The 25,033-nt window shown below is 48.2% G+C and carries 17 protein-coding genes; 10 read left to right on the top strand and 7 right to left on the bottom strand.

Annotated elements, in window-relative coordinates:
* Positions 1-71 precede the first annotated feature (71 nt).
* From D0A37_RS21220 to D0A37_RS21205, 4 genes are all read left to right on the top strand, one after another.
* A complete protein-coding gene (locus D0A37_RS21220) occupies positions 72-3,932 on the top strand; it encodes a PAS domain S-box protein (RefSeq protein ID WP_242717300.1) in 3,861 nt (1,286 codons plus the stop codon).
* 262 nt (positions 3,933-4,194) lie between these two features.
* Positions 4,195-4,953 carry an SDR family NAD(P)-dependent oxidoreductase gene (locus D0A37_RS21215; RefSeq protein WP_242717298.1) on the top strand — a complete coding sequence of 253 codons (759 nt, stop codon included), beginning with the start codon at positions 4,195-4,197 and terminating at the stop codon, positions 4,951-4,953.
* 135 nt (positions 4,954-5,088) lie between these two features.
* Positions 5,089-6,186, top strand: coding sequence for a DJ-1/PfpI/YhbO family deglycase/protease (locus D0A37_RS21210; protein WP_242717296.1), 1,098 nt, complete (start codon positions 5,089-5,091; stop codon positions 6,184-6,186).
* 373 nt (positions 6,187-6,559) lie between these two features.
* Positions 6,560-7,264: a rhomboid family intramembrane serine protease gene (locus tag D0A37_RS21205; protein WP_242717294.1), complete on the top strand. Its 705-nt coding sequence runs from the start codon at positions 6,560-6,562 to the stop codon at positions 7,262-7,264.
* A 252-nt stretch (positions 7,265-7,516) separates the two neighbouring features.
* On the opposite strand, the gene D0A37_RS21200 is transcribed toward D0A37_RS21205, so the two are convergent.
* From D0A37_RS21200 to D0A37_RS21190, 3 genes are all read right to left on the bottom strand, one after another.
* Positions 7,517-10,666, bottom strand: a complete 3,150-nt coding sequence (locus D0A37_RS21200) for a calcium-binding protein (protein ID WP_242717292.1) — start codon at positions 10,664-10,666, stop codon at positions 7,517-7,519.
* 34 nt (positions 10,667-10,700) lie between these two features.
* The gene (locus D0A37_RS21195) at positions 10,701-13,994 is read right to left on the bottom strand and encodes an Ig-like domain-containing protein (RefSeq protein ID WP_242717290.1); all 3,294 of its coding nucleotides are present in this window, start codon (positions 13,992-13,994) and stop codon (positions 10,701-10,703) included.
* A 387-nt stretch (positions 13,995-14,381) separates the two neighbouring features.
* Entirely contained in the window at positions 14,382-16,586 is a 2,205-nt protein-coding gene (locus tag D0A37_RS21190) for a recombinase family protein (protein WP_242717288.1), read from the bottom strand.
* Between the two features lie 52 nt (positions 16,587-16,638).
* Between D0A37_RS21190 and D0A37_RS21185 the strand changes: the two genes are divergently transcribed.
* Positions 16,639-18,000, top strand: a complete 1,362-nt coding sequence (locus D0A37_RS21185; protein WP_242717286.1) for a proton extrusion protein PcxA — start codon at positions 16,639-16,641, stop codon at positions 17,998-18,000.
* 499 nt (positions 18,001-18,499) lie between these two features.
* On the opposite strand, the gene rodA is transcribed toward D0A37_RS21185, so the two are convergent.
* The 3 genes from rodA to D0A37_RS21170 all read right to left on the bottom strand — a co-directional run bounded on the left by rodA (position 18,500) and on the right by D0A37_RS21170 (position 22,839).
* Positions 18,500-19,759 (bottom strand): rod shape-determining protein RodA, encoded by a 1,260-nt coding sequence (gene rodA, locus D0A37_RS21180; protein WP_242717284.1) that lies wholly within the window; start codon positions 19,757-19,759, stop codon positions 18,500-18,502.
* A 259-nt stretch (positions 19,760-20,018) separates the two neighbouring features.
* Entirely contained in the window at positions 20,019-20,366 is a 348-nt protein-coding gene (locus tag D0A37_RS21175) for a VOC family protein (protein WP_190661613.1), read from the bottom strand.
* A gap of 61 nt (positions 20,367-20,427) precedes the next feature.
* Positions 20,428-22,839 (bottom strand): tetratricopeptide repeat protein, encoded by a 2,412-nt coding sequence (locus D0A37_RS21170; protein WP_242717282.1) that lies wholly within the window; start codon positions 22,837-22,839, stop codon positions 20,428-20,430.
* A 214-nt stretch (positions 22,840-23,053) separates the two neighbouring features.
* Here D0A37_RS21170 and D0A37_RS21165 point away from each other — a divergent pair, with 214 nt between their 5' ends.
* From D0A37_RS21165 to D0A37_RS21145, 5 genes are all read left to right on the top strand, one after another.
* Positions 23,054-23,260: an NfeD family protein gene (locus tag D0A37_RS21165; protein WP_242717280.1), complete on the top strand. Its 207-nt coding sequence runs from the start codon at positions 23,054-23,056 to the stop codon at positions 23,258-23,260.
* Between the two features lie 26 nt (positions 23,261-23,286).
* Positions 23,287-23,478 carry an NfeD family protein gene (locus tag D0A37_RS21160; RefSeq protein WP_242717278.1) on the top strand — a complete coding sequence of 64 codons (192 nt, stop codon included), beginning with the start codon at positions 23,287-23,289 and terminating at the stop codon, positions 23,476-23,478.
* 79 nt (positions 23,479-23,557) lie between these two features.
* Positions 23,558-23,740, top strand: a complete 183-nt coding sequence (locus D0A37_RS21155; RefSeq protein ID WP_242717276.1) for an NfeD family protein — start codon at positions 23,558-23,560, stop codon at positions 23,738-23,740.
* A 51-nt stretch (positions 23,741-23,791) separates the two neighbouring features.
* Positions 23,792-23,950 (top strand): hypothetical protein, encoded by a 159-nt coding sequence (locus tag D0A37_RS21150; RefSeq protein WP_242717274.1) that lies wholly within the window; start codon positions 23,792-23,794, stop codon positions 23,948-23,950.
* Between the two features lie 179 nt (positions 23,951-24,129).
* Positions 24,130-24,330, top strand: a complete 201-nt coding sequence (locus D0A37_RS21145) for a polysaccharide deacetylase family protein (protein WP_242717272.1) — start codon at positions 24,130-24,132, stop codon at positions 24,328-24,330.
* Between the two features lie 192 nt (positions 24,331-24,522).
* On the opposite strand, the gene D0A37_RS21140 is transcribed toward D0A37_RS21145, so the two are convergent.
* The gene (locus D0A37_RS21140; RefSeq protein ID WP_242717269.1) at positions 24,523-25,005 is read right to left on the bottom strand and encodes a hypothetical protein; all 483 of its coding nucleotides are present in this window, start codon (positions 25,003-25,005) and stop codon (positions 24,523-24,525) included.
* Between the last annotated feature and the right edge of the window lie 28 nt (positions 25,006-25,033).

The following is a 25,033-nucleotide window of genomic DNA, read 5'->3' as shown; positions in this document are numbered from 1 at the left end:
TCCCCCGTGGTCGCCCTTCTTCGCTTCGCCTAACATCATAAGAAGATTGTTTCAACCTAAGCAGCCGATTTATGAACCAGCGCATTTCTCACATGGCAAGTATACTCGTCATTGCGATCGGATGTCTCGTGCTGCTGGGTTGGCAATTTGACATCTCCCTACTCAAAAGTGGTTTTCCCGGTATGACTTCGACCATGAAAGCAAACTCGGCAATTTGCTTTTTGTTGGCTGGAGTGTCTTTGAGATTGTTGCAGTACCAAAGAATCCGACTGCACAATCGCATCGCTCAAGGGATAGCAGGATTCATAATCATCATCAGTCTGTTGACGCTGAGCCAGTATATTTTTGGTTGGAAGCTGGGTATTGATGAGTGGCTTTTCCGAGATTTCGTGTCTTCAGCGACTCGTTATCCGGGAAGAATGGGAGTCAATACCGCCCTAAATTTTGTGCTGATGGGAGTAGGATTGTTACTGGTAGGGCAAAATTCCCAACGGCATACTTGGTTGGCTCAGATTTTGAGTAGTGTTGCAGCTTTAATTTCTCTACTAGCTTTATTTGCACACCTATTCCATGTCGATATTCTTGAAAGGTTGGTTACAGTTAGGACGACTCAACCCATAAACACGATCGTTGCCTTTTTCACCCTCTATGGAGGAATTTTATTGCTCCGCCCCAACGAAGGATTAATGCAAGTAGTAACCAGTCCCCAGGTCGGCGGAGTAATGGTTCGGTGGTTGCTGCCTTGGGCGACAATCTTTCCAGTGACACTGAACTGGTTCACTCTTCAGGGACAAAAATTAGGCTGGTATAACGCTAATTTTGGCTATACATTGCGTTCAACTCTTATGGTTGTCACGTTCTCAATTCTCATCTTGACGACGGCTCGCTTTTTGAACCAGATAGATTACAAGGGCCAACAAGCCGAAAAAGAAATTAAAAAACTTAACGAAAATTTAGAAATTCTTGTCGCTGAACGAACAGATGCTTTACAAAAATCGCAGACTCGTTTTGCGGGAATTCTAGAAATAGCCAATGATGCAATTATTTCAGTCGATCGCACTCAACGCATTACCCTGTTTAATCAAGGGGCAGAAAAGATGTTTGGCTATAAAATGGAGGACATTTTAGGGGAGCCACTGAATTTACTGCTGCCAGAACAGTTTAGAGATGCACATCCGCAGCATATCAAACAATTTGCACACTCTCCTACCAGAGCACGAAGAATGGGAGAACGAGGCGAGATTTTGGGTCGTCGTCGAGATGGAACACAGTTTTCGGCTGAAGCCTCTATTTCTAGGCTGGAGATGGGAGACGAAACGGTATTTACTGTTATTCTGCGCGATATTAGCGATCGCAAACAAATTGAGATGGCTTTACGAAACAGTGAAGAGCAATTTCGCCATGCGTTTGAAGATGCCTCTATCGGGATGGCGATCGTTTCACTTGATGGGAACTGGATTAAAGTCAATCCTGCCTTATGTCAGATTCTTGGCTACTCCTCCGAAGAGTTGTTAGCATTAACTTTCCAAGACATTACCCATCCTGACGATTTAGACGGGGATCTTACTTATGCCCAGGAACTATTAGCAGGAACAATTTCAACTTACCAACTGGAAAAACGGTATTTCCATAAACAAGGACATATTATTTGGATTATTCTTAATGGCTCGGTAGTACAAGATGGACAGGGAAATCCACTGCATTTTATTTCTCAAATTCAAGAAATTACCGCCAGAAAAGAAGCTCAAGAAACGCTAGAAATTCAAAGTATTATCATGAATAACATGGGAGGAGGAGTGTGTTTGATTAAAGCCTCCGACCTCACGATCGTCTACACCAATCCTACATTTGACGCTATGTTTGGCTACACAGAGGGCGAACTCGCAGGTCAATCCGTTGGTGTCTTGAATTATGTCGATACAAAGGTTACACCAGATGTAACCGTTCGAGATATCCTCACTCAAATTGAACAAAGCGGGGAAGCGAAATATGAAGTCCACAATAAAAAGAAAGATGGAACTCTCTTTTGGTGCAGAGTTCATACATCTATGTTTGAGCATCCTGAATACGGAACTGTATATGTTGCCGTTCAGGAGGACGCAACAGAGCTAAAACTGGCTGAGCAAGCCTTGCAAGCTACCACAAATCGCCTCAACTTTCTCCTAAACTACAGCCCCGTGGTCATTTTTAGCAGTAAATCTGCTGGCGATTATGGCGTAACGTTCATCAGCGAAAATATCAAAGATGTATTGGGCTACGAAAGCAGGGAGTTTTTAGAAGATTCTAAATTTTGGGTGAATCACTTACACCCCGATGATGTAGAACCAGTGCTTCATGGCTTACCAAATGTATTAGTTAATGATTTTTATTTCCACGAATACCGTTTTCATCGCTCTGATGGGGTTTATCGCTGGATGCTGGGTCAACTTAGGCTAATTCGAGATCATTCAGGTACACCAGTAGAAATCTTGGGATATTTAATTGACATTAGCGATCGCAAACAAGCTGAGTTGGAATTTCACCAGGCAAATGAAGCAAACGAAGCCAAGACAGTCTTCCTCGCTAATATGAGCCACGAACTCCGCACCCCTCTGAACTCAATTTTGGGATTCACGCAATTGATGAGCTATGAGAGAAATCTGACTCCTTCTCTTCAAGAACGTTTACAGATTGTCAATCGTAGCGGTAGACATTTATTGGACTTGATTAACGATATTTTAGATTTATCCAAAATAGAGAGCGGACGGATGACACTCAATCTTTCTGACTTTGATTTGACAAATTTGCTGGCTTCTATTGAAGAAATGTTCCAAGTTAAAGTCCAATCTAAAGAATTGCAACTAATTTTCGAGCTAGCTCCCGACATTCCTAAATTTGTGCATAGCGACGAGAAAAAACTCTATCAAGTCTTCGTCAATCTGCTCGGTAATGCGATTAAGTTTACCAACCAAGGAAGCGTCACCCTACGGGTAAGAGCAACACAAAGAGACAAAACCTCCTGTCACCTATGTTTTGAAGTTGAGGATACAGGCGTGGGAATTTCGCCCACAGAAATTGATAGCCTATTTAAGGTATTTGTGCAAGCCCAAGCTGGGAATAAGTTGAGTCAAGGCAGTGGGCTTGGTTTAGCCATCAGTCAAAAACTCGTCAAACTCATGGGCGGTCAAATTCGCGTTAAAAGCACTTTGCACCGAGGTAGCACTTTTTCCTTTGAGATTCCTGTACAGTTACCTCAAGCAGAATCCGTACCCCCAGAATTAAGTAATCAAAGAGTAATTGGTTTAGCTCCCGGACAACCAAATTACCGGATTCTGATTGTTGAAGATTTAGAAGAAAATCGCCGCTTGTTAGTCGAGATCCTTACCTCGGTGGGTTTTGAGGTGAGAGAAGCAAAACAGGGAGTGGAGGCACTATCACTGTGGGAGAGCTGGCAGCCACACCTGATTCTGATGGATCTACGAATGCCGATCGTGGATGGCTACACAGCTACTAAATATATTAGAGAACGCCCTCAGAGCCAAGAAACTGTCATTATTGCTTTAACTGCCAGTGTTTTTGAAGAAGAGCGAGAGAAAGTCCTTATGGCTGGCTTTAACGACTTTATAAGCAAGCCATTTCAGCAGAAAGAGATCTTTGACAAACTAGCTAAATATTTGGGAGTAACATATATCTACGAAGCCGTAGAACAAACCCCCCAAAAACAATTAGTTGAAACGGTGTCTGTAGAAGATCTATCCATCATGCCACCTCAGTGGTTAGAACAAATGTATCAAGCCGCTTACTATCTCGATACCGAAGTTATGAATGAATTAATTGGACAAATTCCAGCCTCCAAAGCAAGTTTGTCCCAAGCACTAACGGATTATATCAATAATTTTAATTCTGACCGAATTATGGAGTTGATTCGACCTCTGCTGCCGAATCCACTGTAGTTATCGAGTTTAAGGACAAAGAAGCTATAGTGGTGTAAGCAGTGGCTGTATTTCCAATAGAAACCAACGGGGGAAAGGATTTGGAAGTTTTGGGAGAGGTCTATTGCAGATATCGCTCAGCATGAGGCAATGGCATACACATTAGATTAGATGGAATGTGCTGTATCATATAGCAATTATATTTTTGGCGTGAAGGGGATTTATTTTTTTATTAACCGCAGAGGGCGCAGAGGTCACAGAGAAAGAGAAAAGAGAGACATAAATGATTGATTTAACCGGAAAGGTAATTTTAGTAACTGGTGGCTCGAAAGGGATTGGTGCAGTGACGGTACGGACTCTGGTTAACGCTGGGGCTGAGGTGATTTTGCATTACTTTCGCAGTCAGAAAGAAGCTGAAGCGATCGCAGCAAGTGTTGCGGGCGATCGCTGTTATTTATTGGCCGCAGATTTGATGGTGGAAAACGCGGCCTCGATTTTGTGGCGAGATGCTTTAAAATGGCGCGGTCATATTGATATTTTAGTTAACAATGCGGGGATTATGCAGTCAGCGGGTATTGAGGATAAATTCGATATTTGGTCGTCAGCTTGGCAGCAAACTCTACAAGTTAATTTAATTGCCGTTGCCGATTTGTGCCGGGAATCTATTCTGCATTTTCAAACTCGCAGGGTCGGTACAATTATTAATATAGCAAGTCGCGCTGCTTTTCGTGGGGATGACCCTAATTATCTGCATTACGCTGCGTCCAAAGGTGCTATTGTTGCTTTAACTCGCAGTATTGCTAGAGGGTTTGCTGCTGATAATATTTTGGCTTTTACAGTTGCACCGGGATTTGTCAGTACAGAAATGTCTAATCAGTTTATTCAGGAGCTCGGTGAAGCTGATATTATTCGCGATATCCCGATCGGCAAAATCGCTCCTCCTCAAGATGTTGCCAATGTGATCGCCTTTTTAGCGTCGGGTTTGGCTACGCACGCTACCGGGACTACGATCGACATTAATGGAGCCTCTTACGTGCATTGAGACAGTTCTGTAAAATACCTCTCAAGGCCCACGCTGACACCTTTTAAAACTAACTCATGTATCACTTTAGCAAGACGCTAACAACTCCATCAATCACTTAGCGTTAGATAAAAGATAGTCTGAGGAAATTTGATTATGACAACCGATAACGGTAGCAACACAAAGCGAGTTGCCATACTCATCGAAAATGGAGTTGAAGATTCCGAATTTCTAGTTCCTTACAACGCCTTAAAACAAGCAGGATTTGAAGTAGTTGTCCTCGGTTCGCGGACAAACGAAAAGTATGCAGGGAAACAAGGAAAAGTTGCCCAGCAGGCTGACGGAACTACCACTGAAGCAATACCCGCAGAATTCGATGCAGTGATCATCCCGGGCGGTATGGCTCCCGATATGATGCGGACTAATCCCAATACAGTACGTTTTGTACGAGAAGCATTTGAGCAAGGAAAAATCGTCGCTGCTGTTTGCCACGGCCCGCAAGTTTTGATTGAAGCCGACTTGCTGAAAGGCAAAAATGCCACTGGTTTCTTGGCAATAAAAAAAGACATGATCAATGCCGGAGCTAACTACATTAACGAAGCTTTAGTAGTTGACGGCAACTTGATTACTTCCCGCCAACCGGGAGATTTAGCAATATTTACCACCGCAATTATGGCTCGCCTCGGTTACGGCGGAAAAGCAGTCGGTTTACCAGAAGAAACTGACACAAATGCAGAATGGTGGAAATTAGCTAATGGTTGGGGAGGTTCGACACAAGGCGACATTGTTAAAGGTTTGAATACCGCCCTTGCAGGGGAACGCTATGCTTGCGAAGCGTTTCAAAATTATGCGGAAAAAACCCAAGACAGCGATTTGCGATCGCTCTTGAGAGAAATGATTCAAAACAAACAGCACCACATCATCGCTCTCGAAAAACGCCTCAACGATTTTGGTGAAAAACCCTCAATTCCTGCCCAAATTGCTGACAAATACGCCAAATTAAAAACCTCGATGCAAGGAACCGATGAAACGTTCTTGCTGCGGAGCACTCTCGGTGAGTTGCAAACCGGTGTTGTCGATGTCAACAACCTGCGGGTGAAGTTCACAGATCCGGTATCAACTGCCATTTTGACAGAGATAGAATCGGATTTGTCTAAGTGTGAACAAGTCGTTGCTAAACTCTTCCGCGCCCGTGCAGCTTCCCAGGAAATTAAGTCGCCTAAACCTTCGACTAGCCCTGCTGTAAAAATGTAATCAGCAAGGGGATAAATAAGTTTGTAGTTTGGTTGAGAGGTGAAACCCTGCACCAATATCGCAACTACAAACTTGCTCTGCACTCCTACAATATACGGCTTTGCGGTAAAATAAAACCCAACACTAAAAAGCAGATATTCAACTAACTGCAAGGTGGAGGGTTTTATTAAATGGGTTGTATTTTTGTTTTAGCCCCCCGGATACATCCGTCAAGTCGCTTTCTTCAATTCTTCACTTCTTTAATTATTTAATCTAAAATCTACAATCTACAATCTAAAGTTGATTGACTTGTTCCCTCTTCCTTTAGACAGGAGACACCTGGGCAATAAATGCGCTACTGTGTTGCCAATATTTTGATGAGGAAAAAAAGGCTGTGGTTCCCTTACGCGATGACAATCCCATTACTATCACTCCCTACGTCACCTACGGGCTGATTGCCGCAAACATATTAGTATTTTTGTACGAACTCAGTTTGGGCGATCGACAATTAACCCAATTCTTCTACTCTTGGGCCGTAATTCCTTGCCAGTTAAGCAATATGTGTCGGGTTGCTCTGCCAGCTTCGCCATTTCCCGAATGGACGACACTAATTAGCTCCCAATTCCTGCACGCAGGCTTTCTCCACATTGCCGGAAATATGTTATTTCTGTGGATTTTTGGCAACAACGTAGAAGACCGTTTAGGACACGTCAAATTTATAATATTTTACCTTACTTGCGGCGTTTTAGCGTCACTAACTCAGTGGTTTTTTTCCTCAGCATCTGCCATTCCGTCCCTGGGTGCTAGCGGCGCGATCGCAGGCGTGATGGGAGCTTACATTCTCAGATATCCCCAAGCCAAAGTTCTGACACTGCTGCCCTTGGGAATCTTTATTACCACCGTCAGAGTCCCCGCTTTCTTCTTTCTAGGATTTTGGTTTGCACAGCAAGCATTGAGCGGCCTGGCTTCCTTGAATGCCCCGGCAAGTGTTGGCATGGAATCCGGGGGAGTTGCTTACTGGGCCCACGCCGGCGGCTTTGTTTTCGGCGCTATTCTCGGCCCTTTGTTGGGACTTTTTTCTGAGGAAAATCAGATTTAATTTTTTACCGTAGATGAAAGCAAATAAACGCAGATAAACTGCCAAGAAATGGGCGTTTATCTGCGTTTATTTGCAGTTTCAAACCTCTGATTTTTCTCAAACTTCGGTGATATACTTGGCTCTTTTTTGGGACTTTTCCTCAAAAGAAGGAGATTTAATTTTACCTCAGCTAAACACAAATAAACGCAGATAAACTGCCACCAAAATCGGCGTTTATCTGCGTTTATCTGCGGTTCCAAACCTCTTATCTTTTTAGATAAACGTGAAGTCAAATCCCGAAAGAGAAGAAACCCCAGTTACACCATTTAACTTCGCCAAAATGCGAGAATCAGCACCGGCGACGTTATTGCCATTGCCGTCATAAATGATGTAAGTATTGCCGCCGGAATCGTAAGCAAACAAGAAAGCACTTCCTCCCAGAATATTTGCAGAAACAGTTGTCTGCACATCCAGCAGAACTTGACTGCCATTGCTGAGATTGGGGAATCCTGGGGCAAAATTAAACTGATCGGCGATCGGCACACCGAGGCCGTTAAAGTCAGTAATCACATCGTATCCGCCCGCTGCGATCGCAGCATCGATCGCCGCCGAAGAAGCCGCATCAAAGGCAGGCCCACCTTGTGCAGGGCTGGTATAGCGGAATTGATTGCTGCCGCCGCCCCCCGTCATGGTATCTGCGCCGAGGCCCCCTACGAGCACGTCGTTATCCACACCGCCGTTAATCGTATCGTTGCCGCCTTGACCATCTATAGTATCGCTGCCCGCCAAACCGTCCAAATTGTCCGGCAAAGAACCCCCAACCAAATTGTTAGGCCCGCTATCAGCCGGCAAGATTTGAACGGTGACAGTACCTACGCCCGGAATTGTCCCGAATCCGTCGCTGACGCTGTAGGTGAAAGCAGTTGTACCCGCTACGTTGCCGGGGATGAATTGCACTTGAGAGACAAGATTTACAGCTATCCCCAGTTGCGGTGTGCTGACATTAATAATGCTGAGCGTCCCTTTTTGCGGGCTGGAATCGTTCGCCAGTACGTCGATAAAAGTGGGCAGCAAATTATTCGTATTGGTAAATACGATGCCGTCATCAACAACAATTGGCGGCAGGAGAGTTGGAACAGTTACGGAGGTATCGAAAGAATTGATGTTAATTGCGACTGACGCTGCTGCCGTGCCGCCTTGGTCGTCAGCTACGCTGTAGCTGAAAGAACCGGCTTGCCCGATCACGTTTGTTCCAGGTTGAAATGTCAGCCCTAGTAAATCCTGAACGGTTAACTTTTGGTTCACGGCGAGGGGGTTCGTCCCGGTAGTTACCTCACCAAAAGTAGGATTGGGAAGTCCGACTACCGCGATCGACAGTGGATCGCCCTCCGGGTCACTGGGCGCCGAAATGCTCAGAGACAGAGGCAAATTCTGCAAACCAGTCACCGTCTTGCCAGCTTCCACGATCGGCGGCTGGTTAGGAGTCGGAGATGTAAAACTCGGCGGAGTCGGCCCGCCGCCCAAAGGCGGAGGAGTTGGGGGCGCCGCAGTTGGAGTCGGGACGATCGAAGGACTCGGACTCGGAGTTGTCCCCCCCGCAGTCGGAGTCGGGCTCGGAGTCGGACTCGGACTCGGAACCTGTGTCGGCAATGTCCCCGTTGTGGGACTCGTGGTTGTCCCCGGTGATGGTGATGGAGTTGGACTCGGAGTTGTCCCTGGTGATGGAGTTGGACTCGGAGCCGGTTCCGGAGTTGGACTCGGACTCGGTGCCGGAGTTGGAGTCGTCACCGCCGGAGTTGGAGTCGTCACCGCCGGAGTTGGAGTCGTCGCCGCCGGAGTCGGAGAAGCACTTGTCCCCGTTGCTGGTGTCGGAGAAGCACTTGTCCCCGTCGTCGGTGTCGGAGAAGCACTTGTCCCCGTTGCTGGTGTTGGAGAAGCACTTGTCCCCGTTGCTGGTGTTGGAGAAGCACTTGTCCCCGTTGCTGGTGTCGGAGAAGCACTTGTCCCCGTCGTCGGTGTCGGAGAAGGACTTGTCCCCGTCGTCGGTGTCGGAGAAGCACTTGTCCCCGTCGTTGGTGTCGGAGAAGCAGTTGTCCCCTCAATGGTGAAGGGATTGTCGTCTACGCGCGGTATTTGAGCTGTAGTGAACCTAGATTCATCTAGCGAGTTCGATCGAACATCAATCAAGACTGCCAAAAATTCCCCAGTTCGCCTGTCCCTAATAATCGTGTTGCTAGAATTCGAGCCTTGGCCCTGGAATATTTCTAACTCTGTAAAGTTCAGACCTCCAGCCAGACCGATCGAATCTCCCGCATTAAAATCTCTAATTACATCAGCATCGCCGATTTCGCGGCCCCCAGTAGTGAGAAACCCGTTGCCACCAGGCGACGTGCCCACCCTACCGAGAACAAAGATATCCGATCCGTCGCCTCCTGTCAGAGTATCCGATCCGCGATCGCCCGAAAGAATATCATCCCCAGCATCTCCAGACAAAGAATCATTGCCGTCGCCCCCGAAGAGCCGGTCATCACCCTCGCCGCCGTCACCAGTATCGTTACCAACACCGCCGGTGATGACATCCCCGCCCTCCTGGCCTAACAAAATATCATTGCCCCCAGCGCCTATGAGGCAGTCGTTACCCGTGTCGCCAAAAACAGTGTCACTGCCCTTGTCGCCCAAAATCAGGTCGTCCTCGCCACCACCGCGCAGACAGTCATTGCCTTTACCGCCGTACAGCGAGTCGTTACCTTCAGAACCCAAGACAATATCATTGCCCTGGTCGCCAAAAGCTACGTCACCGCCCTCGTCGCCAGAAACCAAGTCATCGCCTTTGCCGCCCCGCGCCGTGTCATTGCCACGCCCGCCCTCAACGATATCTTTATCAGCGCCACCGTTGAGAGAATCGTTACCGTCTTCGCCCCTGAGTAGATCGTCTCCGTCCCGACTCAAAAGCGTGTCGTCGCCACCCCCCCCGGAAATCGTGTCATTGAACAAGCTGCCGATTAAATAGTTACTGCCGTCATTTGCGACAACTAAGCCATCGACAAAAAGTGGTTCTGGGGGAGGCGTGGGAACTGTCAGAGGTGGCCGCGGCACCGGGGTGATCGAAATGTCAGGGCCCGTCCCCGTCATCGTTGTCGAAGTCCCCGTCATCGTTGTCGAAGTCCCCGTCATTGTTGTCGAAGTCCCCGTCATTGTTGTCGAAGTCCCCGTCATCGTTGTCGAAGTCCCCGTCGTCATCGTCGGCTCCGTTCCCGTCATCGTTGTCGAGGTCCCCGTCGTCATCGTCGGCTCCGTTCCCGTCATCATCGGCTCCGTTCCCGACGACGGCGTAGGCTGCGGCACCGTGCCGCTATCCAAACTATCCTCGTTCTCATCGGGTAGCCGCCCTTCGAGAAAAATTACTGGTACTGCACTGGGCATTGTTCCGACTCCTTGCGACGCTACTCAAAAACTACTAAATAAACTTAAAGTCAGATGCAGTAATGACGGTGCTGAGCGCTCCTGGCACTGTAGGAATAGAACTCAAAACTCCCAAATCAAAAGCTGGGAGACTGTCATCTGCCACATTCGGGTCAAAGCCGAGAACGTACTTGTTAAAAGTATTGTTCAGGTACACAAAGAAAGCTCCCGTTTGGCTCGAACCGTTTTGATTCTTCAACACTGCATTTACTGATTGAGCGTTGTCAAATTTAGATTCAAACAAAATGACTGATTGCTTGCTGATGTCGTCGCCGCTAGACCCGATATTTCTGACGATAAAACTGGTGAAATCGAGAGTAGTTCCTGAGTTGGTTAAACCTGCGAAATTTGACGACCTGAACAAAAATCTGTCGGTCTCGCTGCCGTTAGCGTTAAAGTCAGCAATCACGTCCACGCCTTCGCTGGGAGTTTCGTAGTAGAAGAAATCATTGCCAGCATCGCCCGTGAGCAAGTCAGAACCGTTGCCACCGCCCACAATGTCATTGCCTGCACCGCCGGAAAGCGAGTCGTTGTCATCGCCGCCCAATACCAAGTCATTGCCGAAGGCGCCGCTGAGACAGTCGCTGCCGGCACCGCCGTCGAGAGTGTCGTCGCCCGCTTGGCCGTCGAGGGAGTCGCTGCCGGCCTCGCCCAACACGTAGTCATTGCCCGAACCTCCGAGTCCCGTGTCGTTGCCTTGTCCACCCAAAATCGTGTCATCGCTGTCCCCGCCGGAGATGGAATCGTTATTGATACCGCCGTCGAGCAAGTTTCTGCCCAGTCCACCGTCGAGGATGTCGTCGCCCTCACCGCCGTCGAGGGAGTCGTCGCCAATGCCACCAAGTAAGGTGTCGATCCCGGTTCCTCCCAGTATCGAGTCGTCGCCGGATTCTCCCAACATCGAGTCATTGCCTGTTCCGCCGTCAATGGTGTCGTTGTTGTCACCGCCCAAGAGGTTGTCATTGTCATTGCCGCCGAACATCAGGTCGTTGCCCAGTCCGCCGATCAGCGAGTCTATGCCGTCTTCGCCGTCAACCGTGTCGTTGCCCAGTCCGCCGTCGAGGATGTCATTGCCGATCGCACCCACCAGCGAGTCGTTGCCTGCTTCACCGAATACAAGGTCGTTGCCGCCATTACCATCGATGATGTCGTTGCCGTCGCCCCCAGAGAGGGTATCGTCGCCGGTCCCGCCGAGGATGAAGTCGCTGAGGTTGCTGCCTGTAAAGCTGCTGGCCGGGAGTGCGCTGCGATCGACAATATTATCTACAACCGTGATGCTGAAGGATGCCGGCCCGACAGTTGCAGACCCATCGGAGGCTGTAAACGTGAAACTGTCGCTGCCACCTCCTGCCAGCAAGTTGTATTTGACGATGTTGTTGTTGATATCGTCTTGGCTGAATTTGCCACCGACGTTGAGAAAGGTGCTACCCCTTTGGACAAAACCTCTGGTAGCATCGGGGGCTTTAGTAATCGTGTAAACGATTTCCAAGGGGCTGTTGTCGGGATCTGTGACTAACAAATCGGCCGCAGTAATCGTCTGGGTAGGATTACTTTTGGCAACCACCACACCGTCGTTAATTACGAGCTGTGGCGGGTTGCTGACGTTGATGGTTGCTACCGCCTGACTTGTGCCGCCGTTGCCATCTGAGATCGAGTAGCTGAAGCTGTCAGCACCCGAGAAGCCCGGATTCGGCGTGTATTTGAATACGCCGCCGCCCACGGGAACCAGGGTGCCCTTGGCTGCTGGACTAAAAGTCGTGACAGTCAGAGCGCTTTTTTCCGCGTCAGTGTCATTCAACAGAACGTTGAGACTGAGTTCTTGACCCGCCACCGTGGTGAAGTTGTCGTTAACTGCTCTTGGAGGTTGGTTAAGGATGGGCGTCGGACTGCCTGTCGGCGTCGGACTTCCTGTCGGCGTCGGCAACCCCGGTGTCGGCGACCCCGGGAACGCCGGCACCGGCTCATCTGGCGTCGGTGTCGGTGTCGGCGTCGGACTGTCTGTCGGCGTCGGTGTCGGTGTCGGCGTCGGCGTCGGACTGGCTGTCGGTGTCGGCGTCGGTGTCGGTGTCGGTGTCGGACTGTCTGTCGGCGTTGGCAGGGGGAGCGGGGTTGCGCTGCCGGGAACTGTGGGGGCAATTACAAATGAGCTTCGCCCTAGGGTTCTGCTGTCCACTCCGGGCAATACTGCTAAAAAGTCGCCACTGACGCCGTTGCGAATAATCGTGCTGCCGGCTTTTGTCTCGGTGCTTTGGAAGATTACCAAATCTTCAAACTTGAGGTCGCCACTTAACCCGATTAAATCTTCGCCTTGGCGAAAGTCTGTGAAAATGTCGGCATCGGCGATGTCGGGGCCGCCTGTGGTGAGAAAGGCCGCGTTAGTGCCGTCGCTGCTGCTGCCACTGGGGGAACTGAAGGCACCGATGACGAAGACATCTCTGCCTTCGCCTCCTGCCATTATGTCTTTGCCTGCTTCGCCCCAAAGAACGTCGTTGCCCGCGCCGCCGTCCACGATGTCGTCGCCGTCGCCACCGAATACGATGTCGTCGCCGTCGCCGGAAAAAAATGTATCCCCGCCGGCGTTTCCGTAGAGCCAGTCGCCTCCTTCGTTGCCAAATACCAAGTCTTCGCCATCGCCGCCGAAGAGCGAGTCGTTGCCTTGGTCGCCCCACAGGATGTCGTCGCCTCGATCGCCCAAAAAGCTATCGTCGCCAGAGCCTCCGCGCAAGCTGTCGCTGCCTTTCCCGCCGTAAGCCGTGTCTCTGCCTTCGCCTCCGATTACCGTGTCGTTGCCGTCATTGCCGTACAGCAGGTCGGGGTTATTTCCCCCCTCGAGGGAGTCGTTGTCTTTGCCTCCGTACAGGGTATCGAGTCCTGAACCGCCATCAAGAACGTCGTTCCCCTCATTGCCGAACAGCACGTCGTCATCGTCGTTGCCAAATACTAAATCGTCGCCGCCGGCTCCTTGGAGGTTGTCGTTGCCTTGCAGCCCGGAAATCACGTCGGGGCCGGGACTGCCAACTAAGGAGTCGTTGGCTTCTGTGCCGCGGACTACGCCACCAATGATTGCGGGCGACGTACCTTGCCCTCCGCCCAATGTGTCGTCTATGCCACCAAATGTGTCGTCACCGGAGGGAGTTGGAGTTTCCGTCGGCGTCGGAGCTGGTGTTGGTTCTGGTGTCGGTTCTGGTGTTGGTGTTGGTTCGGGTGTCGGTTCTGGTGTTGGTGTTGGTTCTGGTTCTGGTGTTGGTGTTGGTTCTGGTATAAATACTACTGGCACTGCACTGGGCATTATTTTGGCTCCTTTAAACGACGATCCCGATTAACTTTAAGAACTGATTAGTATCAGTTTGTTGGCACAAATCTGGCTTAAAATTGATTAATAATCCCGATCATTTCTAACATACTAAATCAAAAATGCAACGGCTATAGATATTTTTTCAGCCGGGGATCTTTTGATCTCAAAATATTAATGATTGCACGTTTTGCTGCCTATGTTGGGTATACTTTAATATCGCCCCATTTAGATAGAACTTAGAAGTATGGTTTCGAGTCAGCCCTGCGTTTTTATCCCGAAGCATAAAAAATAAAAATCTTCGCTGTCATAATTTTTTCTTTCCTCCTGCCGAATGCCGAATACATATGTGCCTCTTGCCTTCAGAAGCCGAATGCCTTATGCTCACTGCTGACAAGAAACAGAACTGTTAATTAGGGGCAGAAGCGGCCCGGTTTGTTCTTGTCCACTGACGGATAGTTCGCTGTGGCAAAGGTAAAGCAGGGAACAGCGACTTAACAAATCTAGCAGAATTCGCCGCAGTCGCTGTTGGTCGGCAGCCGTTTCATCTTCGGTTTCCCAGGGACGCCCCTGTTGCGATCGCAAAAATAAGGGAGCGCCAAACAATGTCGCCGCACCGCCACTCAGCCACAGGGACGAGCCGGCATCCAGCCAAAAGTGACATTTGTGGGCGCGCCGGCTGCTGCGGTACTGAAAAATGTTGGCGAGGGTGACGGATCTGGCTGCTGGGCCTTCTGGAGTTACTGGAAAGGGGTTGGCAGTGACGGTTCCTTGGCGCAACAACTGGATGAACCGGGCGATCGTTTCTGAGTCGCCGCCATTTGTGGGTTCTACGCGCTGCATTCGCCCGTTGATTTCCCAATAGTGGCTGGCTGTTTCCATTAACTCGCGCAGGGCTGCTAGGCGATCGTAGGGGAGGTATCTGTCGTTCATGAGAAATTTCTGGATGGCTCGATCGAGCAGGGCAATTGGACTCGGCAACAGCCGCTCCTGCTGTTGCGATCGCTGTTGTTCGATCCACTCCACAATCTGCTCGTAGGCCGCGGCGGCTCGGTGTCCCAGTCTGTCCCACCGGGGAAAGGCTGTAATTTCCAGCAATTGAGGTCGATCGATATTGGGACAAAAACAGTGATCGGCGATTAAACCTGCTCTCACTTGGTCGATCGATTTTTGATTTTGGATTTGAGATGGTAGATTGAAAGTCGAGTTGGAATCTTCTGTTTCCAATGAACTGTGTTTCTGGCTGCCCAACACTACCAGCATTTCGGCGGCGCCGTCTCGATCGACTAAACGGCCGAGTCCCGGATAAACTAAGGCTAACAAAGTGAGTAAAGCTCGAATCTCGGGGGTAGTCGAGAGGGGACGCTGATCGTTGAGAGATACGGCGGCGATACCATCTCGCGCGAGAATTTCCGTTAAACTGTAACGGGCGATCGCATCCATACCCGGGGCAATTACGGCGATTTCCTGCGGTTCCACGGCTTCTGACTTCACCGCATCCACGATGATTTCGGCGGTTTCTCGCAGCAGTTGAGCGCGGGAAGTGGTTTGGAGCGATCGAACTTTACCGGGCAAACTCAAGCCTAAAGGATAAAAACCCTCAGAATTAACTGCTAAACTTACCGCTAAATCTCCAATCTCTGCGGCTAAACCGACTTTTGCGTCCAAATTTTCCACGCTTTGACAGCGGTCTTCGAGTCGGGCTAGGTATTCTGTGTCAGCCCCCAAGCCCAAACGCACTCCTCCATCCGGATTGTAGGAGAACGCCCCCACTGCACCTTGGTCGAGCATTCGATCGAACAAATGGCCGCTGATAGCCGGATAATCGTCAACATCGTCTGCGATCACAGCTTGGTATCTAGAGGCCAAATGCTGCTGATAAGTGGCATCCGGCAACAAATCATGCCAGTAGAGTTCGCAAACAATCCCGTAAGTCAGAAACCCCCGCGTCAAGCACCATTCCCGCCACCTTTCGAGCAACTCTCCCATGCTAGTCCACAGGTTGGTCGAGCCGCCTGAGATAGCAAATCCCTGTTCCAGAATGCTGGGAATCTCTTCTCTGGGCGTACCGCTGACAGCAGCAAGTTGTAATAAGTCTAGTGTTCGACGCACCATTCGGTTTGGACTTACCCCTGTTTGTTGCAATATCCCTTCGTCTAGTTCGCGACGCCAGAGTCTCGCGGCAAGTTCCAGTTCTGTTTCTGGTTGCAGCCGTAGGGGAAATTGAGCCCTCAAATCCAGCGACTGAACAAGCAGTGGCCAAAATAGCAATACCTCCTGCTCAAAAAAACCGAAGGGTGTTGTGGAGTGAAAAGCATATTTCCCTTGAGTAGCGACGGCGATGCGATCGGCCAATTCTAGCCGGTTGTCTCCATTAGCTGCTAAGACTAAAATTGCTGGGGCAGTTTGTCCAGCCCGCCGCCGCCCGGAACTCCACATCCCTGAAACTGTTGCGGGTAGAGGCTTGACAGTTTTGCTCCAAATGCAAAACTGCTCGACTAAACGAGCGGTTTTGCCGCTGCGGGCGGCTCCAACAATCCAAATTGAATCCTCGGTGGCAGTGCCCAATTTATGTAAATTTGTTACCATACCATGAATACTTTAATCAATAATGTTGACAGCCAACTAGCAAGCTTTAGCTATGAATACTTCTCCCTGGGACAGGATTGTAAAATATCTCTACAGCGTTCACCAATGGTATCGAGAAACGCCTGAGAGGGCCCTAGAACAGGCTTACGATGCTGCATTAGCAATTAAGGCGATCGAAGACGAGCATTTTGGCGGTCAAGGAATCTCTGATCGATCGCCCGATTACGGACAAAGCACCCTGTCTTACTTTAAATCCGAACTGCAAAAATACCTCAAGGTCATCCAAACCAGAATGGTTGAGTTTAATGCTAGCCGTTCTTTTTTGGAACTGCCGGAGCGAGTGGGGGCCAAACCCAAGACAGCGCACAGCGCCGCTCATCACCAGCACGGATTACATCTCAACAATAAAGATAGAGAATCCCTGATATTTGAGAAATTAGAGTTTATTGATGGAGTTATCGACAAGTATATTAATAATAGTAAATCAACGGCAATTGTTCCCGTTGTCGGTTCAGTAAAGGTGCAGGCAAAATCTACAAATAACAGCTCTCCCTCTGACCCAAATAAAAGTTCAGGTAATTTTGTTCAAATTCACGATGGTGAGGTTGACACTAACTATGAAGAAGTAAATTTATTGCCACGCTCGCTTTTGGGAACTTTGAATCGAATCACTAAAGATTTAGACCCGGGAGCTGAAAAAGAAGTAGTCAAAAATTTTCGCAATTCCAAAGTAAAAACAATTATTTCTCTCAGATTTATTTTGCTTTTGATTTTAGTTCCGCTGTTGACGAATCAAATTGCCAAAAACTTTATAGTCGGGCCGACAGTAGACTATTTTAGAGGCAAGCAAAATGCTCCAATATTTATAAATGTTGACCTGGAAGAAGAAGCCTTCAAACAACTGGAGAGATTTGAGCAGCACCTCAAATTTCAAACGTTAATTGGCAATGCTCCCTCGCTTTCTTTAGAGGAAACGGAAAAGAAGATTGCCGCGAAAGCAGTTGAACTAGCGGAGGAATACCGCGCTGAAAGTGATGGAGCTATTAAAAATATTTTTGCCGATTTGATTTCTTGCATTGCCTTTGCCGCGATTATCGTTACTAACAAGAAAGAGATTGAGATTTTAAAGTCTTTCATGGACGATGTGATTTACGGCCTCAGCGACAGTGCGAAAGCTTTCGTAATTATTTTGTTTACAGATGTGTTTGTCGGATTCCACTCGCCTCATGGTTGGGAAGTAGTTCTCGAAGGTGTATCGAGGCATTTGGGATTGCCAGAAAATAGGCAGTTCATATTTTTGTTCATTGCAACGTTTCCAGTTATTTTGGATACGGTATTTAAGTATTGGATATTCCGTTACTTAAACCGGAGTTCGCCTTCGGCTGTTGCTACGTATAAGAATATGAACGAGTAATCAGAGGGGAAGGAAGAAGGAAGAAGGAAGAAGGAAGAAGGAAGAGGGAAGTTCGGCAACGGATTATGTAACGGATGTAACGGATGTCAGGAAGAAGGGAGCAGGAAGAAGGAAGAAGGAAGAAGGAAGAAGAAAAAAAGATGTAATAAGAGCAATGGTTTCAGGAAGTGATCACGTCCTCAGTAGGGCGTCCATTGCACACAGAGTGGCTTACTCATAGCGCATAAAACCATTTATTGTTTGCGTCACGAGTGGTTTAATTAAGTTGATATACTTAAACTGTTTGGCCTCTAAATTTTATTTTGGGGCGGGTTCTCGCGCGCACCCCACAAGAATTTTATCAAACTTGACTGTCCTAAAGGCTGGGCTCAGGAAGCGTAAAATTTAGATGTGGCTAGATCGATTAAAAAAAATGCGATCGCCCGCAGAATCTCTCGAAAGAAATCAAAAGCGCGATCGCATTCTCAGAACCCATTACCAATTAGCAATTGCCAATTGTCTAATTCCAACGCTTATTGCGCTGTCGCTGGCTTGCTACCGCCTCCACCAGTCCCAGGCCGAGAAAATTACTCAGCAGCGACGCATTCCCGTAACTCAGGAAAGGCAGCGGAATCCCCGTAACCGGAGCTAAGCCAATGTTCATCCCAATATTGACGAACACCTGAAAAATCAACATTGAGAGTACGCCGATCGCCAGCAAAGAACCAAAATTATCGTTAGCAGTTTGAGCGATCGTCACCAACCGGAAACAAATTATCCAGAAAATCAACAACACGGCAATACAGCCAATAAAACCCAATTCTTCGCCAATAGCTGAAAATATAAAGTCAGTATGCTGTTCGGGAATAAAGTTAAGCTGAGTTTGCGTTCCCTGAAACAAACCCCTGCCTTTGAGTTCCCCAGCGCCAATAGCAATCCGAGATTGAATCAAGTGATATCCGCTGCCTAAAGGGTCTTTCTCGGGGTTTAAAAACCCTGTCAGGCGCATTTTTTGATAATCCTTAAGCACATTCCAAAAAATAATTCCCAGGTGTCCAGAAACAACGTTCACCAACACAGCACCGAAAGTCCCCAACCACGGCCAAGGCAGGGTTCGCCAAGCGATAATACCCGCAACAACTACCCAGCCTATCCAAATCGGTGTAGACAGGTTATTGAAGAGAACTGAGATCAGAGGAGAGAATAGCAGTATTAGCCAGCCGGGATTGACATTTCCCCAGTAAAACATCCCGATTGTGATCGCGCCGAACACCAAGGAAGTACCTAAATTTGGTTCGGCAAAGATCAATCCCCAGGGTACAGCCATAATGGCCAGCATCCTCAACATATTACCCACCGTGGGGACAGTTTTGTCGTGCAGGAGAGCGGCTAAAGTGACAATCATGCCTACTTTGGCAAATTCTGAGGGTTGCAGGTAGAAGCCGCCGATGTTGATCCACCGCTGGGCACCGAGTCCTGTAGTACCGATAAACCGCACTGCGATCAGAGACAAATTGATTAATATGTAAATCGGCCATTTCCACTCAATCAGTCTTTGGTAGCGACAGCGGGAAATGATGATGGCGAGGAACAAACCGACTGCCCCAGTTACCCAGTGCCGCCACCAGTTGATGAGTCCCTGGTTAATTTCGACGCTGTGGATCATAATTCCGCCGAAGATGGTGAGGGCGATGCAAGCGCCAAACAGCCAAGGGTCTGCTTCTTCCCAGGGTTTGAAGATTGATTTCCAGGGGTTTCTGACTTGTATTCTGTGCAACATGAGGATTTTAGATTTTAGATTTTAGATTTTAGATTATCGAGCGGATTTTCGGAAGTTGTGGATATAGTTTGAATTCAGAGTCTGCACCTTACTTTAGAAGCGTCGCTGTGAGTACCTCACATTATTCAGGGAGTTGTAGCGATGTTCCGGGCCGTAAGCAACTGGGTAGGAGTGCGCGGACACACTAATCTGTAGGGTGCGCCGGGCCCCGCAGCTTACGCGGATTTAGCCCGATCGCGATCCGCAATTCCGAGAATCCTCAGGCTGGTTCATAAAGATACTCGAAGCCGTTACCGTCCGGGTCTCTGCCGTAAAAGGATGCAGTACCGTCGCGGTGTTCGTGAATGTGGGTGACGGAAACACCATCGGCTTTGAGTTGTTCGTAGGCGGATTCCATTTCGGTACGATCGTCAAATACAAACCCAAAATGCGGCCCTGCTTGGTCGTAACTCGGACTCAACAGCGCCAATCCATCCTCTCCTGCTTTCAAATAAGCCCAGTCTGCATCTTTCCAGACTAACTCCATGCCCAAGTTGCGGTAGAATTCAGCAGACTTCTCTATGTCTTGCACGCAGACGGCTACGTGTCCCAATCGTTTTAGTTTCATATCTACAAAGTTTATGGTTGTTCTTTCGTGTATTGTATCTATTTTCTGATTTTTTGCTGGATTAATTAGGTATTTTTTCGGTTTTTTTTGTTGCAGCTAACTGTACTTTTTCTATTTGTTTGCTAGCGTCCATTTCGCTGAACAGTTGAATGGCGCGGTCAAAATTTTCTTGGGTTTTCTCCGTGTTACCAACTTTTTGTTCTGTCAGTGCTAGTTGATAGTAAGCTTCGGCTCGGTCTAATTTGGCGCTAGCTCGATCGAGTATTTCTATTGCTTCTGCATGGTGCTGCAGGGCTTGGTCAAATTCTCCCTGTTCTCGGTACACTTCGGCGATACCGCTGAGAGCTTTGGCTTTGATGGTGCTGTAATGGTTTTGGTCGGTTTGGGCGATCGCTTGGCGGTACAAGCTCAAAGCTTTATCTCTATCTCCGAGATTTTTGTAGGTTGCAGCTAGAAAAACTAATTTGTATCCCGTACCCACCAAATGACTGTTTTCCCGATCGGCATACAGTTTTTCGGCGACTTCCTCCGCCTCTTTTTTAGCTCCGACACAAGAGTTGAGGAATGCTAACCCGACATCGACCGCATAGCTGTTAACCCCGATTTCGTCTCGTGAAGTTTGCAGCTTGACAAATATCTCCCTAGCTGATTCTAACTCCCACATTTCTATTTGACAAAAACCTATATTAATTGCAGCGTTAACTTTCCAAAATTCCAAATCAGCTTGTTTACCGTTGTCCGGTTCGCTACTTTTCGCTATAACTTGCAAAGATTTAGTGGCTTTTATTTCTGATATTTGGTGGCATTCTATGGCTTGATTTATTTCGCCTAAGATCCGGTAACAAATGCCTAAAATACTGTATAAACCGCTCAAATAATAATCAGAAGTCACATTGTTGACGATGCGAGTAGTTGCTGAAATTATTGGCTGCAAGAAACCTAATTTGTAGAGTGCTCTACCTAGCTTGTGATCGTTGGCAAACTGGATATTGATTTTTTTGAGGATAACGCTAGCGGCCTGGTCGAAACAGCTAATTGCTACATAATGATAGTAAGCTTCAAAAGCTTTCAGCGCATCTTCTACCGTTTCAATATTTTCAACACTCTCTGTCCAGAACTCGGCGGCTTTGCGGTTTGCAGTCTCCCAGTCTCCGGGCGAAATCCGATCGACGGCTTCTTCCCGAATTGCTGGATGTAGCCAATATTCGCCCTTCTGATACTCGACTAACGATCGGTGCAACAGCGATTTAATGATTTGTCGTCGTCCGGCTTCGGGCACGTCCCACAGCAAACACAAAAGTCCGTCAGTAGAAACTGTCGGCACTTCTTGATATCGATAACAGCCCAAGCGACAGAGGAGTTGATAGGCTTCGGCATCGAGTTCGAGGAGGCGGTTAAATTGACTGGTAACTAAATTTTTTAAGTCGGTTTCAACGAGCGGATCTTCGCTGTTTTCCAGCCAGTAAGCCGCCATATCTCCGTCAAAATCTTCTCGGATAGTGCCACAAATAATGCCCATTGCTTTGGCATTGCCGCCGTAAACTTTGTGCATTTCCTTGAGGGCGACATCATCTATATTGATGTTGCGGCAGCTAAAAAATTGCTGCCAAACTTCCACCTCTAATCCCGGAAGCAAGTAGTGTTCGACGGTGACATCAGAATCGCAAAGTCGATCGCGACTGGTAATCAGCGTTACCGACTGCACCGCTGCGTCAGCCAAAACTCGCAACAGTTCCACGTAAAGCCGATGTGGCTCAATAAACTTACCTTGTCCGTCGAGTGCGGCTTCCAAATTGTCAATCAATACGCCGACTTTGTGAGTCTGAAGTTGCCGCTTCAGCCGCCCCAAGGTGACGCCAAAGTCGGGCCCTGGTTCTTCCTGAAAGTCTTGCTTGAGCCATTCTTCGATCGCGCTTTCCAAGGCTGTGATGTTCTCTGTCTCTTTTGCCATCAACAGTTCAATGGTTCGATCGAACCCTTGAGATTTGAGATACTGTCTGGCCAAAGTCGTTTTGCCGATACCGCCGGCACTTTGGATGACAATCACTTTTGCACCTTGGGCGACAAGAGTATTGAGATCTTCGATCGCCCCGCATCGGCCCAAAAAGTTCGGGTTTTCGATTTCCAATTCCGCATCGGGGTTGTTAGGCACTTGGGCCAGAACAGTTTGTCCCGACTGCGGTTCTAGTTTCGAGTAGCTGCGCCAAAAGCGCTCTACAACCGCCTGAAGGTTGTCTCTTTTGACTTTTTCTCCTTCTCCAAACAGCACTGAAAGTCGCTTCCACAAATTAGAAGCAGCATCCTTAACAGTCCCTACTCCATACCCTTCACTATCTGCAACCTGTTGGTACGTCCTGCCTTGCACGCCTTGCCAAGCTTCGCGAAAGATCGCGCTGTCAAGGTTGTCGAGAGTTTTCAGGTTTCGAGCCACAAGTAACGAGTTGGTAAAATCCAGTGCACGATCGGCTTCCATTTAGTCACCAGGTTTAGCGTTACCAATATGACACAACTTTAACAGACTTTTTCCGACTCGTTTACACCCTCAAACAGTGGACTTGTATAGACTTTTACCGACTGACAAGGCCGAGGTTGGCCGGGGATACTGTTGAGTGTGGAGGGGAAGTTGACAGACAAGCTTCTAACTTACACACCGATTGAGTCGAGTTTATATTCAGGAGCAAGCACCTATGTCTATTAACGATGTTGAAACAGCAATCGTGGATGAACAAATTCGTCCTCAAGAATGCGGCCGGGTTCGTTTCCAAAACAGTTGGTGGCCGGCGAAGTGCGATCGAGACATGACTTTTGAACCCGGTGAAGTGGTTCGCGTCGTGGGAATTGAAAATATTACTTTGATCGTTGCAGCGTCGTTTGAGATCAATTCTGAAAATTAAGGCAAATCTACCATCGGGAGTAAGCAATGATAAACTTTGACAATTCCGAAAAAGCGATCGTGGATGAAGAAATTCGACCTAATGAGTCCGGTCGTGTTCGTTTCCAAAACAGTTGGTGGCCTGCGAAGTGCGATCTAGAGATCACTTTTGAGCCTGGTGACGTGGTGCGCGTAGTCGGAATTGACAATATTACTTTGATAGTGGAAGCCGCGTTATAAATCAATGGGTTAGGGAGTCGAGCTATAGGTTTATAGCCTCCCAACGTTCAGGCCAACCTAGAATCAGGAGAAAGTAATCATGACTGTCAGCCATTTGGAAAGAGCGATCGTGGAAGAAGAAATTAAACCAAATCACTCCGGCAGTGTGCGATTTCAAAGCAGTTGGTGGTCTGCCAAATGCGTTCGAGAAATAACTTTGCAACCCGGTGAAGTTGTTCGCGTCGTGAGACTTGACAACATTACTCTGATAGTTGAATCGTAGTTGGGAAACAATCTCTAGGTGGGGAGTTATCGGAGGGTAGAAAAATAAAATTTGCGATCGCGTTTCTATTTCGATACATTTCTCTTCAAGCGCGCGATCGTACTCATCACCTCTGTTAATTGCAATATGACTTACGCAAGTACCCCCGATCCGGCGTACAACGGCAATGGCGATCGCAGCCTCTACCTACTGTGCGATCGCCAAAACTGAAAAATCTCGGAACGGACAATAATTAATGATAAAATAGTTTAAGGATTCAGCTTCCCAATTGTGGTCATCTGAAAACAATCCACTTTCATTTTCGATTGAGTGCGTGCAGCTAGCGAATCGGTAAAAATTTACAAAAGTTTCTGCTTTTCCCCATAGGGTGATTTTTCGCTGTATCGCTGTTGATTAAAGTTACTAAAGTTCACAATTATTTCGGCCTCAACCGCGCCGATACCGAAGTGAAAGTTTTTGCCATTACCTACGACAACGGCCCCTCTGCTTCCTATACAAATCAGCTTTTAGATATCTTAGACCGCTATCAAGTTAAAGCAACTTTTTTGGAAATTGGTCGCAATATTGAGAAACATCCAGAAATCGTGTAAATGATTGTCGCGAGGGGAGAGGAGTTGCCAAACCATTCATAGTCTCACAAAGATATGATGTTTCAACCCAGGGAAGTTTGGCTGTCGGAAATTGAATAAACGGACAAACTTTTGCAGGAAGTTGGGGTTAAGCAACAAAGTATCAGTTTTCGCCCGCCTTGGGGTAGGCGATTTGTAGTTTTGTCTTATTTGCTATCCCAAATACACAAAAAACTGATTATGTGGGATGGGGATTCCCAAGATTATGAAAAAACACTCACGGCGGAAGATATCGCAAGTCGGGTGGTTGACAATGTGCGATCGGGTTCGATTGTGGTGATGCACGACGGGGCCGATCGCCCCCGCGACAATATCCCCAGTCGCCACCACCCAATCGCAGCGGGGCCAATGCGTCCAAACAGCCTGCAATTGCTGCCAAGTTAAAGCAATGAGCCCCGCCCCAACATCTTTGAGGAAAAACAGGGGATTCATGTAAAAAACTCCCCCAGACGGCATTTGACTGGTGGGCCCAATAATTGGCACGGTCGATCGCGCGTAAGCAGCCCCGTCACCTACAATCGGCATCGCGGAAACATCAACCTCTGCGCCAGATACTCTCAAAGCTTTGAGAATTTGACAGTTAATCGAGTCTTCCCCGTGGCCGTTGCTGAGGAAAAGTATCCCCTTCGATTTCATATAATCAGAATACAATCAGAATCAGTGC

This window comes from Microcoleus vaginatus HSN003 (assembly GCF_022701255.1).
Taxonomy (GTDB): domain Bacteria; phylum Cyanobacteriota; class Cyanobacteriia; order Cyanobacteriales; family Microcoleaceae; genus Microcoleus; species Microcoleus vaginatus_B.
Note: the sequence above shows the minus strand (reverse complement) of the source record. Positions and strands in the feature narration are given on the sequence as shown.

Bases quoted from the DNA above. Each gene is read 5' to 3' on its own strand.
- D0A37_RS21220 (WP_242717300.1), top strand. From the start codon at position 72: ATGAACCAGCGCATTTCTCACATGGCAAGTATACTCGTCATTGCGATC.
- D0A37_RS21215 (WP_242717298.1), top strand. From the start codon at position 4,195: ATGATTGATTTAACCGGAAAGGTAATTTTAGTAACTGGTGGCTCGAAA.
- D0A37_RS21210 (WP_242717296.1), top strand. From the start codon at position 5,089: ATGACAACCGATAACGGTAGCAACACAAAGCGAGTTGCCATACTCATC.
- D0A37_RS21200 (WP_242717292.1), bottom strand. From the start codon at position 10,666: ATGCCCAGTGCAGTACCAGTAATTTTTCTCGAAGGGCGGCTACCCGAT.
- D0A37_RS21195 (WP_242717290.1), bottom strand. From the start codon at position 13,994: ATGCCCAGTGCAGTGCCAGTAGTATTTATACCAGAACCAACACCAACA.
- D0A37_RS21190 (WP_242717288.1), bottom strand. From the start codon at position 16,586: ATGGTAACAAATTTACATAAATTGGGCACTGCCACCGAGGATTCAATT.
- D0A37_RS21185 (WP_242717286.1), top strand. From the start codon at position 16,639: ATGAATACTTCTCCCTGGGACAGGATTGTAAAATATCTCTACAGCGTT.
- rodA (WP_242717284.1), bottom strand. From the start codon at position 19,759: ATGTTGCACAGAATACAAGTCAGAAACCCCTGGAAATCAATCTTCAAA.
- D0A37_RS21175 (WP_190661613.1), bottom strand. From the start codon at position 20,366: ATGAAACTAAAACGATTGGGACACGTAGCCGTCTGCGTGCAAGACATA.
- D0A37_RS21170 (WP_242717282.1), bottom strand. From the start codon at position 22,839: ATGGAAGCCGATCGTGCACTGGATTTTACCAACTCGTTACTTGTGGCT.
- D0A37_RS21165 (WP_242717280.1), top strand. From the start codon at position 23,054: ATGTCTATTAACGATGTTGAAACAGCAATCGTGGATGAACAAATTCGT.
- D0A37_RS21160 (WP_242717278.1), top strand. From the start codon at position 23,287: ATGATAAACTTTGACAATTCCGAAAAAGCGATCGTGGATGAAGAAATT.
- D0A37_RS21155 (WP_242717276.1), top strand. From the start codon at position 23,558: ATGACTGTCAGCCATTTGGAAAGAGCGATCGTGGAAGAAGAAATTAAA.
- D0A37_RS21140 (WP_242717269.1), bottom strand. From the start codon at position 25,005: ATGAAATCGAAGGGGATACTTTTCCTCAGCAACGGCCACGGGGAAGAC.